At 67.9% G+C, this 14,135-nt stretch carries 14 protein-coding genes; 4 read left to right on the top strand and 10 right to left on the bottom strand.

The genetic code is table 11. The features are described 5' to 3' along the window. The first annotated feature begins 63 nt into the window (after positions 1-63). Positions 64-846, top strand: a complete 783-nt coding sequence (otnI, locus tag AC3FMM_RS26185; RefSeq protein ID WP_115709395.1) for a 2-oxo-tetronate isomerase — start codon at positions 64-66, stop codon at positions 844-846. Between the two features lie 27 nt (positions 847-873). Next, positions 874-1,848: a D-erythronate dehydrogenase gene (denD, locus tag AC3FMM_RS26180; protein WP_116312533.1), complete on the top strand. Its 975-nt coding sequence runs from the start codon at positions 874-876 to the stop codon at positions 1,846-1,848. 117 nt (positions 1,849-1,965) lie between these two features. Here the strand turns inward: denD and AC3FMM_RS26175 are convergent, their stop codons facing one another. The 3 genes from AC3FMM_RS26175 to AC3FMM_RS26165 all read right to left on the bottom strand — a co-directional run bounded on the left by AC3FMM_RS26175 (position 1,966) and on the right by AC3FMM_RS26165 (position 4,582). Further along, a complete protein-coding gene (locus tag AC3FMM_RS26175) occupies positions 1,966-2,403 on the bottom strand; it encodes a YbgC/FadM family acyl-CoA thioesterase (protein ID WP_115709391.1) in 438 nt (145 codons plus the stop codon). 109 nt (positions 2,404-2,512) lie between these two features. Continuing rightward, positions 2,513-3,496, bottom strand: a complete 984-nt coding sequence (locus tag AC3FMM_RS26170; RefSeq protein ID WP_115709390.1) for a tripartite tricarboxylate transporter substrate binding protein — start codon at positions 3,494-3,496, stop codon at positions 2,513-2,515. A gap of 72 nt (positions 3,497-3,568) precedes the next feature. After that, a complete protein-coding gene (locus AC3FMM_RS26165; RefSeq protein WP_115709388.1) occupies positions 3,569-4,582 on the bottom strand; it encodes an alpha/beta hydrolase in 1,014 nt (337 codons plus the stop codon). Between the two features lie 356 nt (positions 4,583-4,938). On the opposite strand from AC3FMM_RS26165, the gene AC3FMM_RS26160 reads away from it, so the two are divergent. After that, a complete protein-coding gene (locus tag AC3FMM_RS26160) occupies positions 4,939-6,087 on the top strand; it encodes an iron-containing alcohol dehydrogenase (RefSeq protein ID WP_116312532.1) in 1,149 nt (382 codons plus the stop codon). 88 nt (positions 6,088-6,175) lie between these two features. Beyond that, entirely contained in the window at positions 6,176-6,697 is a 522-nt protein-coding gene (locus AC3FMM_RS26155; RefSeq protein WP_488687679.1) for an O-acetyl-ADP-ribose deacetylase, read from the top strand. Between the two features lie 54 nt (positions 6,698-6,751). Here AC3FMM_RS26155 and AC3FMM_RS26150 read toward each other — a convergent pair whose 3' ends face one another. The 7 genes from AC3FMM_RS26150 to AC3FMM_RS26120 form a co-directional block, all read right to left on the bottom strand. Further along, positions 6,752-7,699 (bottom strand): alpha/beta fold hydrolase, encoded by a 948-nt coding sequence (locus tag AC3FMM_RS26150; protein WP_115709382.1) that lies wholly within the window; start codon positions 7,697-7,699, stop codon positions 6,752-6,754. Between the two features lie 66 nt (positions 7,700-7,765). After that, positions 7,766-8,668, bottom strand: coding sequence for an SDR family oxidoreductase (locus tag AC3FMM_RS26145; RefSeq protein WP_115709380.1), 903 nt, complete (start codon positions 8,666-8,668; stop codon positions 7,766-7,768). A gap of 61 nt (positions 8,669-8,729) precedes the next feature. Next, positions 8,730-9,578, bottom strand: a complete 849-nt coding sequence (locus AC3FMM_RS26140) for a class II aldolase/adducin family protein (protein WP_115706845.1) — start codon at positions 9,576-9,578, stop codon at positions 8,730-8,732. 75 nt (positions 9,579-9,653) lie between these two features. Continuing rightward, positions 9,654-10,664: an NADP-dependent oxidoreductase gene (locus AC3FMM_RS26135; RefSeq protein ID WP_116378597.1), complete on the bottom strand. Its 1,011-nt coding sequence runs from the start codon at positions 10,662-10,664 to the stop codon at positions 9,654-9,656. 101 nt (positions 10,665-10,765) lie between these two features. Beyond that, the gene (locus AC3FMM_RS26130) at positions 10,766-11,203 is read right to left on the bottom strand and encodes a PaaI family thioesterase (RefSeq protein WP_111521010.1); all 438 of its coding nucleotides are present in this window, start codon (positions 11,201-11,203) and stop codon (positions 10,766-10,768) included. A gap of 94 nt (positions 11,204-11,297) precedes the next feature. Further along, entirely contained in the window at positions 11,298-12,080 is a 783-nt protein-coding gene (locus AC3FMM_RS26125) for an SDR family oxidoreductase (protein ID WP_018005924.1), read from the bottom strand. Between the two features lie 55 nt (positions 12,081-12,135). Next, positions 12,136-13,998 (bottom strand): acyl-CoA dehydrogenase, encoded by a 1,863-nt coding sequence (locus tag AC3FMM_RS26120; RefSeq protein ID WP_488687678.1) that lies wholly within the window; start codon positions 13,996-13,998, stop codon positions 12,136-12,138. Positions 13,999-14,135 lie beyond the last annotated feature (137 nt).

The following is a 14,135-nucleotide window of genomic DNA, read 5'->3' as shown; positions in this document are numbered from 1 at the left end:
TCCGGCCGGTCCGGTCGCGCTGATCGCGACCGGGCCGGCTTCGTCCTACGCTCTGGAGTTCCCATGCCGCGCTTCGCCGCAAATCTCTCGATGATGTACCACGAGCACGCGTTCCTGGATCGCTTCGCCGCTGCCGCGGCGGACGGCTTCCAGGCGGTGGAGTACCTGTTCCCGTACGAGCACCCCGCCGCCGAGCTGCGCGCGCGCCTCGACGCGAACGGTCTCGCCCAGGCGCTGTTCAATGCCCCGCCGGGTGACTGGGCAGCGGGCGAGCGCGGGCTGGCATCGCTGCCGGGGCGCGAGGCCGAATTCCGCGATGCCGTCGGCCGCGCGCTGGAATACGCCGGCGTGATCGGCAATGACCGCGTGCACGTGATGGCAGGGCTGGTACCGGCCGATGCCGAGCGCGCACGCTACCGTGCCACCTACCTGGAAAACGTCGCTTTCGCCGCGCAGGCGGCCGCCGCGCAGGGCGTGACCATCGTGCTGGAGCCGATCAACACGCGCGACATGCCGGGCTATTTCCTGAACCGCCAGGACGACGCGCAGGCGATCTGCAAGGAAGTCGGCGCGGCCAACCTGAAGGTGCAGTTCGACTGCTACCACTGCCAGATCGTCGAGGGCGATATCGCGATGAAGCTCAGGCGCGACATCGCCGGCATCGGCCATATCCAGATCGCCGGCGTGCCCGAGCGCCATGAGCCGGACCTGGGCGAGCTGAACTACCCGTACCTGTTCGACCTGATCGACTCGCTCGGCTACACGGGCTGGATCGGTTGCGAGTACCGTCCGCGCGCCGGCACGTCCGAAGGACTGGGCTGGCTCAAGCCCTACCTCGGCCGCTGATTGCAGAACCACCACAGATCTCTTGCCATGAACGTACTGATTACCGGCGGCGCCGGCTTCCTCGGCCTGCAACTCGCCCGCCTGCTGCTGCAACGCGGCAGCCTGAACCTGGACGGCAAGGCCGTTGCCTTCGAGCGCCTGACGCTGCTCGACGTGGTCGCGCCGCAAGGCCTCGACGATGCGCGCGTGCGCGTGGTCACCGGCGACCTGTCCGACCCGGCGGTGCTGCGCCAGGCCATCGACCAGGACACCGGTGCGGTGTTCCACCTCGCCGCCGTGGTCAGCGGCCAGGCCGAGGCCGATTTCGAGCTGGGCATGCGCGTCAACCTCGACGCCTCGCGCGCGCTGCTCGAAACCTGCCGCGAACTGGGCCACAAGCCGCGCGTGCTGTTCACCAGCTCCGTCGCCGTCTATGGCGGCGAACTGCCCCCGGTGGTGCAGGACGACACCGCATTGAACCCGCAATCTTCGTACGGCGTGCAGAAGGCCATCGGCGAACTGCTGCTGTCTGACTACAGCCGCCGCGGCTTCGTCGACGGCCGCGTGCTGCGCCTGCCGACCATCAGCGTGCGTCCGGGCAAGCCCAATGCGGCGGCGTCTTCGTTCGCCAGCGGCATCATCCGCGAGCCGCTGGCTGGCGTGGCAGCGAACTGCCCGGTGGCGCCGGAGACCAAACTATGGCTGCTGTCGCCGCGCGCGGCGGTGGCCGCGCTGGTCAATGGCATCGAACTGGCCGGCGACCGGCTGGGCAACCGCCGCGTGATCAATCTGCCGGGGCTGTCGGTGACGGCGGCGGGCATGGTCGATGCGCTGCGCCGCGTGGCCGGCGATGCGGTGGCGGACCTCGTGACGTGGGAACGCGAGGAGCGCATCGAGAAGATCGTCGGCACGTGGCCGGCGGCATGGAATGCCGAACGGGCCTTGTCGCTGGGGTTCGAGAGCGATGCCAGCTTTGATTCGGTGATCCGGGCTTATGTGGAAGATGCGGGAGTGGGCAAGTAAGCTTCGCCGCTCCGCCATGGCGACTGCCCATTCAGTTGCTGAGCGCCGGCCCCCTCTCCCGCTTGCTTGCGGGAGAGGGGAGAAAACAAGCGGGATTTGGAGGATTCTTGCGAACCCTTACCCCGCCGGCTTCACCACCTCATACCCCTCGATAATCTCCCGCACTACCCCCGGGATCGGCGCCGACTTCTGCGTCGCCGGGTCCGCGCACACATAGACGATTTCACCGGTGATCAGGTGCTCGTCACCCCGATACATCTCCACCCGGAACAGCATGCTGGACCGCCCCAGCCGCGCCATGCGGCCGCGCAGTTCCAGCTCATCGTCGAAGCGCGCCGACGCGTGGTACTCCAGCGTGGACTTGACCACGAAGATATCGACGCCATGCGCGTGCAGCACGTCCTCGGGATAGCGGATCCCCAGCGCACGCCAGTACTCGGTCACGCAGATATCGCAATACGTCAGGTAGTGCGCATTGAAGACGATCGATTGCGGATCGACTTCGGACCAGCGCACGCGCAGCGGGATGGTGTGGCGGAACTCCTCTTTGGCCATTGACGTGGTCTCCCTGGTTGTTTGTCGGAGCAATGCAAAGCATCAGGCCGCCGCCCCGCCGGCACAGGGCCGGCAGGCGCGGCGGCCTGGTTGAACGCATTCGGCAGGCTTACTGCGGCTTGGCCAGTCCCAGCTTCTCGATGATCGCCTTTTCCTTCTTGACAGTTTCTCCCGCGAACTGCGCGTACTGCTGGCTGTTCATATAGAACGGCTCCATGTCGAACTTGGCCAGCGATTCGCGGTAGTTGGGCATTTCCATGGCCTTCTTGAAGGCGTCATGCAACTTCTGCACGATCTTCGGATCCGTGCCCTTGGGCGCAACCAGGCCAAACGGCGAGGTCTGCACGATGCCCATGCCCAGTTCCTTCAGCGTCGGCACGTTGGGGAAGCGCGCCGAGCGCTTCTCGCCCCAGGTCGACAGCAGGCGCAGCTTGCCCTGCTCCACGTACGGCGCCCAGGCCGGCGTGTCGGCCACCGACATCACGTGGCCGCCCAGCAGCGCCTGCATCGATTCCGCATTGCCCTTGTATGGGATATGCGAGAACTGCACGCCCTGCTTCAGCGCCAGTTCTTCCATGGTCAGGTGCAGCGTGGTCATGCTGCCCGGCGAGCCATAGGTGAGCTTGCCCGGATTGGCCTTGGCGTAGGCGACGTAATCCTGCATGGTCTTGATCGGCGAATCGGCCGGCACCACCAGGCCGAACGAATAGCCGGCCAGGTTGATGATGTAGCTCAGGTCCTTGACCGGGTCCCAGTTGATCTTGGTGGTGTACGGCAGGCGGTAGACCGGCATGGCGACCTGCGCCAGCGTGTAGCCGTCGGGCGCGGTGGTCTGCATCAGTTGCGCGGGCAGCACGCCGCCGGCACCGGGCTTGTTCTCGACGATCACCGGCTGGCCGAGGATCTTGGAGGCGTTGTCGGCCAGCACGCGGAACGGGATATCCGTGGAGCCGCCGGCGGTGTAGCCGATCACCAGCCGGATCGGGCGCTGCGGGAACTTGTCGGCCTGGGCCTGGGCGGGCATGGCGGCAAGACCGAGGGCCGCGGTGGCGGCGGCGATGCCGGCGCGGGCGAGGAAGTGGCGGCGTTGCATTTGAAAGTGTCTCCTAGTGCTGCAAATCACTGCTTGAAAAATTCGCGGACCGGCGCGACCGCAAGGCGTGGCCTAGTCCTGCGAGGTGCCGAACGCGGTGCGCAGCGCGGCGACGGCATCGGCATGCGCCTGCGCCACCGCGGGCACGAACCGGCCCAGCTTGAAGAAATCATGGATCATGCCGGGGTAGTCGGCCAGCGTGGCGTCGACGCCGGCGGCGCGCAGCTTTTCGGCGTAGGCCACGCCCTCGTCATGCAGCGGGTCGTAGCCCGCCACTGCGATCCAGGCCGGGCAGACCCCGCCCACCTCGGCGCCGGTGCCGCCGCCGTCCAGCGGCGCAAAGCGCCAGTCGTCGCGGCTGGCATCCTGGTCCAGGTACTGCGCGAAGAACCAGCGGATCATGTCGGCCGTCAGCAGGTAGCCGTCGGCCAGCGCGCGGTGCGACGGCGTATCCTGGCGCGCGCAGGTGCCGGGATAGACCAGCAATTGCAGCACCGGTGCCAGCCCGGCATCGCGGGCCTCGACCGCGCAGGCGGCGGCCAGCGTGCCGCCGGCGCTGTCGCCGCCCAGGCCGATGCGGGCCAGGTCGGCGCCGAGCTTGTCGGCTTCGGCGAAGACCCAGTGCAGCACATCGAAGGCGTCGTTGACCGCGGTCGGAAAGCGCCACGCGGGCCCGAGCCGGTAGTCCACCGACAGCACCATGCAATCGGCCTGGCCGCACAGCAGGCGGCACAGCGGATCGTGCGAATCGACGCTGCCGACCGTGAAGCCGCCGCCATGGAAGTACACCAGCAGCGGCAGCGGCTCGATCCAGCTGGCCTCGCGTGGCGTGTACAGCCGGACCGGGATCGCGTGGCCGTCGCGGGCCGGCACCAGCAGGTCTTCCGCGGTATGCACCGGCGGCGGGTTGATGTCGAGGATCGGCGCGCTTTTTTCGTAGGCGATCTTGGCGTCTTCCGGCGCCATGGCGTGGATCGGCGGCCGCTTGGCGCGGGCGATCAAGGCCAGCAACGCGGCCATCTGCGGGTCCAGCGGACTGGCCGGCAGGCCCGGCGTGGCGGATGGGGAAGACGGTACGACAGACATAGGGCGTGATGCGGCGCAAACCCGGCGCCGGCCTCGCGCAGCAGCGCTGGCGCGGCGTCGGCATCGGGACAAGTTCGAATAGTGAACGATCGTTCGATTTTAGTATGATGCCAGATGTTTCCGACCCCCGGCAGTCCGAGATAACCCCGAAAAGTCCTACCCATCGTGCCACGCGGCAAGTTTTTGCGCGATGATCGGCTGGCAGCACGCCGAGGGCGAGCGGAAACGATTGCGGCAGGTCCATTGAACCCCAGGACAGCGCACGGCGCCAGCCACAGGCCAGGCCCGTGACAACGAGGAATTCCAGCGCGAATTCCACTATTTCGTGGCAGATCCCAGCAGGAGACAAGCAAAATATGGCGTTCATCTACTATCTGACCCACATTCACCTGGACTTCGGCGCGGTCAGCGTGCTGAAGTCGGAATGCGAGCGCATCGGCATCCGCCGGCCGCTGCTGGTGACTGATCAGGGGGTGGTCGCGGCCGGCGTGGCGCAGCGCGCCATCGATGCGATGCAGGGCCTGCCGGTGGCGGTGTTCGACGAGACCCCGTCGAACCCGACCGAGGCCATGGTGCGCAAGGCCGCCGCACAGTACCGCGAGCAAGGCTGCGACGGGCTGGTGGCGGTGGGCGGCGGATCGTCGATCGACCTGGCCAAGGGCATCGCCATCCTGGCCACGCACGAGGGCGAGCTGACCACCTATGCCACCATCGAAGGCGGCAGCGGCAAGATCACCGACCAGGCCGCGCCGCTGATCGCGGTGCCCACCACGTCGGGCACCGGCAGCGAGGTCGCGCGCGGCGCCATCATCATCCTGGACGATGGCCGCAAGCTGGGCTTCCATTCCTGGCACCTGCTGCCCAAATCGGCGGTGTGCGATCCCGAGCTGACGCTGGGCCTGCCCGCCGGCCTGACCGCCGCCACCGGCATGGACGCCATCGCCCACTGCGTCGAGACCTTCCTGGCGCCCGCCTTCAACCCGCCCGCGGACGGCATCGCGCTCGACGGCCTGGAGCGCGGCTGGACCCATATCGAGCGCGCCACCCGCGACGGCACCGACCGCGAGGCGCGCCTGAACATGATGAGCGCGTCGATGCAGGGCGCGATGGCGTTCCAGAAGGGACTGGGCTGCGTGCATTCGCTGTCGCATCCGCTCGGCGGGCTGAAGATCGACGGCCGCACCGGCCTGCACCACGGCACGCTCAACGCGGTGGTGATGCCGGCGGTGCTGCGCTTCAATGCCGATGCCCCTACCGTGGTACGCGATCACCGCTACGCGCGCCTGCGCCGCGCCATGCACCTGCCCGACGGCGCCGACCTGGCGCAGGCGGTGCACGACATGACCGCGCGCCTGGGCCTGCCCACCGGGCTGCGCCAGATGGGCGTCACCGAGGACATGTTCGACAAGGTGATCGCCGGCGCGCTGCGCGACCACTGCCACAAGACCAACCCGAAAGAAGCCAGCGCCGCGGATTATCGGCGTATGCTTGAGCAGTCCATGTAGCACACCGCGTAGCACCCAGCGGCTTCCCGCCGGTCGGACCGACCAAGCGGCTGTCCGGCGGCCCTCCCTCCACAGCGCAGGAGACAACATGAGCGGCGAGCACTTGCAGGTAGTCCATGGCGACATCACCCGGATGGAAGTCGATGCCATCGTCAATGCGGCCAACAGCGGCCTGCTCGGCGGCGGCGGCGTCGACGGGGCCATCCACGGGGCCGGCGGCCCCGCCATCATGGAAGCCTGCCGCGCGATCCGCGACGCGCAGGGCGGCTGCCCCACCGGCGAGGCGGTGCTCACCACCGGCGGCCGCCTGCCGGCACCGTACGTGATCCACGCGGTCGGTCCGGTGTGGCAAGGCGGGGGCAAGGGCGAGGAAGAGCAGCTCGCCAATGCCTACCGCAACAGCATCCGGCTGGCGGCGCAGCATCACCTGCGCACGGTGGCCTTCCCCAATATCAGCACCGGCATCTATGGCTTCCCGCGCGAGCGCGCGGCGGATATCGCCATCGCCGCGGTGCGCGAGGCGCTGGCCGCGGCGCCGGAGCTCGAGCAGGTCACCTTCGTCTGCTTCGACGACGAGAACTACCGGCTTTACCGCGAGCGGCTGAGCTGAAGCCCGCATGCGGCGGCCTGCGCCGCCGCATGCGGGGTCTTGCGTTGCCAGCGGTCAGGCCGGCAGCGCGCTGCGGATCAGCTGGTTGATCCGTTCGGGCTGTTCGTGGATCACCCAGTGGGTGCCTTCGGGGATGCGCTCCAGCCGCAGGTCGGGCACGAAATCGGCCAGGCCGTCCACCAGCGACTTCGGTAGCGCGCGGTCGCGCTCGCCCCACACCACCAGCGTCGGCACCCGTACCACGAACGCTGCAGGGTCCAGCCGGGAAATATCGGGCGGCGGCTCGCCCTCGCCCGGCGGATGCATCGGCGAGGCCCGGTAGAAATTGACGCCGCCGGTGAGCGGATGCACACCGGCGTCGCTGCCTTCGCCCGGCTGCGACCACGCCGCGTGGTACCTGGCGCGCGTCTCGGCGGTGTACCAGGCCGCCGGCTTGCCGTCGTCGTCGGACAGCATCCGGTCCAGCAGCGCAAAGTCGTTGGCCGCCAGCGCCTGTTCCGAGCCCGGCTTGCGCAGCCAGTTCATGTAGGCCGACGCGGCCTGCTGCGCGGGATCGGTGGCGAGCGCGCGCGCGAACAGGTACGGATGCGGCGAATTGACGATGACCAGCTGGCGCACCAGCTGCGGGAACTGGATCGCCAGGTTCCAGCAGATCGCCCCGCCCCAGTCGTGCGCGACCACCACGGCCTGGTCATAACCCAGCGCGCCAACCAGCTGCACCAGGTCTTCGACGATATGGCGCGGCCGGTAGGCGCTGACGTCGGCGGGCTTGCTCGACAGGTTGAAGCCGCGCAGGTCGGGCGCGACGGCGAAATGCGTGCGGCCGAACTCGGCCAGCTGCGCCTCCCATTCGAACCAGAATTCCGGAAAGCCGTGCACGAACAGCATCAGCGGCTTGCCGCGCTCGCCCGCGCTGGCGTAGTGCAGCCGGGTGCCATTGGGCAGCGTGGCGTACTGCAGGTGGCGGATCACGGCGGCGGGGGCTGCCATGTTGTTCTCCATATGCGGTCCTCCTCGTTGTGGCGTTGTGCGGGCCGGGGTTGGCGAACGTGGCTAACGAACCTCAGCTCAGCCGCGCAACGCGGCAACCAGGCCCGCGCGGACCTCGGGCTTGTCGGCAAACGGATCGCCGGGGTTGCGCTGCCCGACGATATCCTCGAAGCGCTGGCGCACGGGGGCGAGCGCCTGGGGGTGGGAATAAATATAGAAGCTTTCGTCGCGGATGGCATCGAAGGTGATCCGCGCCACCTCCGCCGCGGTCACCTTGCCCGAGCCGACGGCCTTGTCCGACAAGGCCTGCGACACCAGCTGCGAACGCGTCGGCGGCGCCTGGTTGGCCAGGTCGGCGGGCCGGTTGCGCTGCGACTGGCTGATGCCGGTCGGCACGAAGTATGGGCACAGCACCGAGCAGCGCACCTGCTCCGTCACCAGCCCCAGGTCCTGGTAAAGGGTTTCCGTCAGCGCCACCACCGCGTGCTTGGACACGTTGTAGACGCCCATCGCGGGCGGATTCAGCAAGCCCGCCATCGACGCGGTGTTGACGATATGCCCCTCGAACGCCGGGTCCTTCTCCGCGGCCGCCAGCATCAGCGGCGTAAAGATGCGCACGCCGTGCACCACGCCGTACAGGTTGACGCCCATCACCCATTCCCAGTCCCGCTCCGAGTTTTCCCAGATCAGGCCGCCCGCGCCCACGCCGGCATTGTTGAACAGCAGGTTGACCTGGCCGAAGGCTTCGATCGCGGCATCGGCCAGTGCCTGGACCTGCTCGGCGCGCGAGACGTCGGTACGCAGGCCGATCACCGGCACGTTGCGCGCCTGGAACTCGGCGACGGTTGCGTCCAGCGCGTCTTCCTGCACGTCGGCCAGCACCAGCTTCATGCCGAGGTCGGCGGCAATGCGGGCAAATTCCTTGCCGAAGCCCGAGGCGCCGCCGGTAATGACGGCCACCCTGTTGGAGAAATCCTTCATGTCGTGTGTCCTGTCGCGTGAGTCGAATGGAAAATGCCGGCCGCGGCGCGGCGCGGCAGTGTCAGTCCAGCAGGTCGGGCTGTTCCTTGACGATGCGGGCATAGAGCGGCTGGAACTGGAACCAGCCCGCCTGCGCCGTGCCGACGATGGAATAGGCCTGGCGCGCGGCGGCGTCGGCAATCACCTTCAGCGGCGCCTGCGTGCGCGCGGCGGCGGCTTCGGCCAGCAGCTGCACCTGGCAGGAGCGCTCCATGGTGATGAACCACCACGCCGCTTCGTCGACGGTCTTGCCGACCGTCAGCAGGCCGTGGTTCTGCAGGATCGCAGCCTTGTTCTGCCCGAGCGCGTTGGCGATGCGCTGGCCCTCGTCCAGCTCCACCACCACGCCGCCAAAGTCGTCATAGACCGCATGGTCGTTGTAGAACGCGCACACGTCCTGCGTCAGCGCATCGAGCGGGCGCCCCAGCGTCGACCAGGCGCGGCCATAGGTGCTGTGCGAATGCGCGGCGGCAACCGCGTCGGGGCGGGTCTGGTGCACGCGCGAATGGATGGCGAAGGCCGCGGCATTGACCGGATAGTCGCCCTCGACCACATCGCCGTGGTGGTCGCAGCGGATCAGGTTGGAGACCCTGACCTGGCTGAAATGCACGCCGAACGGATTGACCCAGAAGGTGTCGGGAAACTCGGGGTCGCGCGCGGTGATATGGCCGGCCACGCCTTCGTCGAAGCCGAATTTCGAGAACAGCCGGAAGGCGGCGGCCAGGCGCTGCTTGCGATGCAGGCGCTCTTCGCCCACGGTGGCGAACTGCGGCGGCCGTGGCAGGTTGCGGTAGCGGGCCTTGACCTCTTCGGGCAGGCCGGCGCCGATCTCGTCGGCGCTCTGGATTTGCGGGGCTTGCGGGGCATTCATCGGTGTCTCCGTTGCTGGTGATATCCGTTGCCCGCGGCGCGCCGTGCCGACGCGCCGCGGCCCTGCATGCGCCGGTCAGACCAGCTTGACCAGCTGCTTGCCGAAGTTCTTGCCCTTGAGCAGGCCCATGAAGGCTTCCGGCGCGCTGGCCAGGCCTTCGGCGATGCTTTCGCGGAACTTGAGCTTGCCCTGCGCGACCGCAGTGCCCAGTTCCTTCAGCGCCTGCGGCCACACCTCCATATGCTCGGAGACGATAAAGCCCTCGATGGTCAGGCGCGAGACCAGGATCAGCTGCGGGTTCTTCAGCGGCAGCGGCTGGCCGTCATAGCCGGCGATCATGCCGCACATGGCGATGCGGCCGAAGGCGTTCATGCGCGACAGCACCGCGTCGAAGATCTCGCCGCCGACGTTCTCGAAATAGCCGTCGATGCCGTCGGGCGTGGCTTCCTTGAGCATGGTGTAGAGCTCTTTCGGGTCCTTCGCCGCCTTGTAGTCGATACAGGCGTCGAAGCCCAGCTCGTTGACCACGTAGTCGCACTTGTCCTTGCCGCCGGCAAAGCCCACCGCGCGGCAGCCCGCCAGCTTGGCCAGCTGGCCCACCACGCTGCCGACCGCGCCCGACGCGGCGCTGACCGCGATGGTCTTGCCCGCCTTGGGCTGGATGATCTTGTTCAGGCCATACCACGCGGTCACGCCCGGCATGCCGACCGAGCCGAGGTAGGCCGACAGCGGGATATGCGTGGTATCGACCGGCTGCAGGCCGGTGCCGTCGCTGACGCCCATTTCCTGCCAGCCGAACATGCCGACCACCTTGTCGCCCGGCTTGAACTTGCTGTTCTTGCTTTCCACCACTTCGCCGACGGTGCCGCCGATCATCACCTCGTTGAGCGGCTGCGGCGCGGCGTAGGACTTGCTGTCGTTCATGCGTCCGCGCATGTACGGGTCGAGCGACAGGTAATGATTGCGCACCAGCACCTGGCCGTCGGCGATCTGCGGCACGGGCACTTCTTCCAGCCGGAAATTGGCCGGCGTCACCGCGCCTTCGGGACGCGAGGCCAGGACGATGCGCTTGAACGTGTTGGACATGGTCGGGTTCCTTCCAATGGGAGATGGAAACTGCATGGAAACTGCTAAAGCGGGGCACAAATGCCGGACATGAAGCGCCCGGCCTGCCCTGGCGCCGGCGCTCAGCCGTCGGCGCCGGTATCGGTTTCGCCCGGGCGCTGCGGCGGCATGCGCCGGATGTACTTGAACGTGCCCGAGCCGCGCGCCACAGTCTTGCCGTCGGCATCGACGATCTCGGCCTCGCAGAACACCATGGTGGTGGTGCGGTGCACGGTGGTGCCGCGCGCGGTCAGGTGGCCGCGGCCCGGCGCCATGAAGCTGCTCTTCATCTCGATGGTGACCACGCCGCGGCCATCGGCATCGCTGCTGCGGCCGGCCACCGCCATGGCCACGTCGAGCAGCGTCATGATGACGCCGCCGTGGGCCATGTCCCAGCTGTTCTGGTGGCGCTTTTCGGTCGGCAGCGAGATCTCGCTGCGCCCGCCCTCGGCCAGGCTGCAGGTCACGCCAAGCTCGGCAAGGAAGGGGATATGGCTCAGGGAGCCGGTGTACTGGTTCATGGCAACGCGAGTGGAAGTGGGGGATTGGAGAGGCGCCGGCGGTCTGGCCGCCGGCGCCGACCCCGCATTATTGCCGCAAACGAGGGCCGTTCGCTCAGACCGCGCTGACGCCGCCGTCGACCGCCAGGATCTGCCCGGTGATGTGCTTGCCGGCATCGCTGGCGAACAGCAGCGCGGCGCCCTTCAGGTCTTCGTCGTCGCCCAGCCGATGCAGCGGCACGCCCGCGCACATGGCCTCGACGCCCATGCGCTCGAGCGAGCCCTTGGTCATCTTGGACGGGAAGAAGCCCGGCGCCAGCGCGTTGACGGTGATGTTGTGCTCGCCCCACTCCGCCGCCAGCGTGCGCGTGAAATTGACCACCGCGCCCTTCGAGGTGTTGTAGGCAATGGTCTCCATCGACCCCGGCGGATTGCCGGCCAGGCCCGCGATCGACGCCACGTTGATGATGCGGCCGTAGCGGCGCGGGATCATCGACAGCTTGCCGATGCGCTGGCTCAGCAGGAACAGGCCGCGGATATTCAGGTTCATCACCTTGTCCCACGCTTCCAGCGGATGGTCTTCCGCCGGTGCGCCCCAGGTGGCGCCGGCGTTGTTGACCAGGATATCGACGTGGCCAAGCCTGGCGATGGCCTCGTCGGCCAGCCGGGCGATCTCGGCTTCCTGCGAGCCGTCGGCGGCGATCCAGTCGGCCTCGATGCCGAGGCCCTTCAGGTGTTCCTGCGCCGCGCGCAGTTCGTCGGCCTTGCGCGCCGACAGCACGATGCGCGCGCCCTGCTCGCCCAGCGCCTCGGCAATCTGCAGGCCAAGCCCGCGCGAGCCGCCGGTGATCAGCGCGGTCTTGCCCTTCAGGTCAAACAGTTGCTGGATGGTGCGCATGTTGTCTCTTCCTTGGTTGTCTTTGAATGGGGCAGTAAGCCGTCAGAACCGGCGCTCAGAACCAGGCGTCCTGCATGTCCAGCGTGGTGCGGTCGAGGGATGCCAGCAGGTCGAGCTGGGGGCCGACCCTGGGCAGCTCGAAGCGGAAGAAGTACGCCGCCGCGGCCAGCTTGCCGCGATAGAAGTCCTGGTCTTCCTGGCCGCTTGCCTGCGCCAGCGCGGCCCGCGCCAGCAATGCCTGCTCCAGCCAGATCCAGGCGACCACGACGTGCCCGAAGGCTTCGAGATAGACCGATGCGTTGGCCAACGTCACCTTGACATCGCCGGCGCTCCACAGCGTCTGGGTCACCTCGGCCAGGCGCTTGGTTGAGGAGCCGAGCGCGCGCGCCTGCTGCGCCAGTCCGGCATCGTCCGCGGCCAGCGCGCGGCCGATGGTGGCCTGCACGCGCTCGCCCAGCAGCCTGAACGCGGCGCCATCCTTCATCACCACCTTGCGGCCCAGCAGGTCCAGCCCCTGGATGCCGTGCGTGCCTTCGTGAATCGGGTTCAGGCGGTTGTCGCGGTAGAACTGCTCGACGTTGTATTCGCGGGTGTAGCCATAGCCGCCATGCACCTGGATCGCCAGGTTGTTGGCCTCCAGGCACCACTGCGACGGCCAGCTCTTGGCGATCGGGGTCAGGATGTCGAGCAGCAGCGCCAGGCGCGCATGCGCTTCCTGGTCGCCGGCGGCGGCAGCGGCTTCTTCCTCGTCCACCAGCCGCGCGCAGTACAGGTTCAGCGCCAGGCCGCCCTCGACATAGCTCTTCTGCGCCAGCAGCATGCGGCGGATATCGGCGTGCTCGACCAGCTTCACCTGCGGGCTGGCGGCATCCTTGCCGCCGGGGCCGACCGGGCGGCCTTGGGGGCGGTTGCGCGCATAGTCCAGTGCATGCAGGTAGCCGGTATAGCCCAGCATCACCGCGCCCAGGCCCACGCCGATGCGCGCCTCGTTCATCATGTGGAACATGCAGGCCAGGCCCTTGTGCGGCTCCCCAACCAGGTAGCCGATCGCGCCCGCCTTGCCGCCCGGCTGGTACTTCATGCCCTCGCCGAAATTCAGCAGGCAGTTGGTGGTGCCGCGATAGCCCATCTTGTGGTTCAGGCCGGCCAGCACCACGTCGTTGTGCTCGCCCAGCGAGCCGTCCTCGTTCACCAGGTACTTGGGCACGATGAACAGCGAGATGCCCTTCACGCCGGGGATCAGCTTGCCGTCCGGGCCGGGAATCTTGGCCAGCACCAGGTGGACGATGTTCTCCGACAACTCGTGCTCGCCGGCGGAAATCCACATCTTGTTGCCGCGCAGGCGGTATTGCGCGCCCAGCGGCGATTCGCCCTCGTACTCGGCGCGCGTCGTGATATCCGACAGCGACGAGCCGGCCTGCGGCTCCGACAGGCACATGGTGCCGAAGAAGCGCCCTTCCATTTCCGGCTTGACGAAGGTCTCGACCTGCACCGGCGTGCCGTGCGTGAGCAGCAGGTTGGCGTTGCCGATGGTCAGGAAGGGGTAGGAGCTGGTGCCGACGTTGGCACCCTTGAAGTACGCGAAGCCGGCCTTTTCCACCACCACCGGCAGCTGCATGCCGCCCAGCTCGTAATCCTGCCCGGCGGCCATCAGGCCGGCGTCGCAGAAGGCCTTCAGCGCGGTGCTGACCTCGGGGATGATGCTGACGGTCTCGCCGTCGAATTCGGGTTCGTGCTGGTCGTTCTTCTTGTTGTGCGGCGCGAACAGGTCGGTGGCGATCTTCTCGCAGGTGTCCAGCGCGGCATCGAAGGTCTCGCGCGAGTGGTCGGCGTAGCGCGGGATGCGGGTCAGCTCATCGACCTTGAGCCATTCATACAGGATGAAGTTCAGGTCGCGGCGGGAAAGGATCATCGACATGGTGTCTCCAGGCGGCGCACTGCGTGGGGCGCCGTGAATTCTTGACTGCCTTCTTGTACGAACCGCCCCGCATTGAATCGCACCGCATGGGTGCCCCCTCTCCCGCTTGCGGGAGAGGGTTGGGGTGAGGGCCGGAC

This window comes from Cupriavidus sp. 207A1 (assembly GCF_057798955.1).
Note: the sequence above shows the minus strand (reverse complement) of the source record. Positions and strands in the feature narration are given on the sequence as shown.

Excerpts from the sequence above, each read along its gene's own strand:
- otnI (WP_115709395.1), top strand. The coding sequence starts at position 64 with ATGCCGCGCTTCGCCGCAAATCTCTCGATGATGTACCACGAGCACGCG.
- denD (WP_116312533.1), top strand. The coding sequence starts at position 874 with ATGAACGTACTGATTACCGGCGGCGCCGGCTTCCTCGGCCTGCAACTC.
- AC3FMM_RS26175 (WP_115709391.1), bottom strand. The coding sequence starts at position 2,403 with ATGGCCAAAGAGGAGTTCCGCCACACCATCCCGCTGCGCGTGCGCTGG.
- AC3FMM_RS26170 (WP_115709390.1), bottom strand. The coding sequence starts at position 3,496 with ATGCAACGCCGCCACTTCCTCGCCCGCGCCGGCATCGCCGCCGCCACC.
- AC3FMM_RS26165 (WP_115709388.1), bottom strand. The coding sequence starts at position 4,582 with ATGTCTGTCGTACCGTCTTCCCCATCCGCCACGCCGGGCCTGCCGGCC.
- AC3FMM_RS26160 (WP_116312532.1), top strand. The coding sequence starts at position 4,939 with ATGGCGTTCATCTACTATCTGACCCACATTCACCTGGACTTCGGCGCG.
- AC3FMM_RS26155 (WP_488687679.1), top strand. The coding sequence starts at position 6,176 with ATGAGCGGCGAGCACTTGCAGGTAGTCCATGGCGACATCACCCGGATG.
- AC3FMM_RS26150 (WP_115709382.1), bottom strand. The coding sequence starts at position 7,699 with ATGGAGAACAACATGGCAGCCCCCGCCGCCGTGATCCGCCACCTGCAG.
- AC3FMM_RS26145 (WP_115709380.1), bottom strand. The coding sequence starts at position 8,668 with ATGAAGGATTTCTCCAACAGGGTGGCCGTCATTACCGGCGGCGCCTCG.
- AC3FMM_RS26140 (WP_115706845.1), bottom strand. The coding sequence starts at position 9,578 with ATGAATGCCCCGCAAGCCCCGCAAATCCAGAGCGCCGACGAGATCGGC.
- AC3FMM_RS26135 (WP_116378597.1), bottom strand. The coding sequence starts at position 10,664 with ATGTCCAACACGTTCAAGCGCATCGTCCTGGCCTCGCGTCCCGAAGGC.
- AC3FMM_RS26130 (WP_111521010.1), bottom strand. The coding sequence starts at position 11,203 with ATGAACCAGTACACCGGCTCCCTGAGCCATATCCCCTTCCTTGCCGAG.
- AC3FMM_RS26125 (WP_018005924.1), bottom strand. The coding sequence starts at position 12,080 with ATGCGCACCATCCAGCAACTGTTTGACCTGAAGGGCAAGACCGCGCTG.
- AC3FMM_RS26120 (WP_488687678.1), bottom strand. The coding sequence starts at position 13,998 with ATGTCGATGATCCTTTCCCGCCGCGACCTGAACTTCATCCTGTATGAA.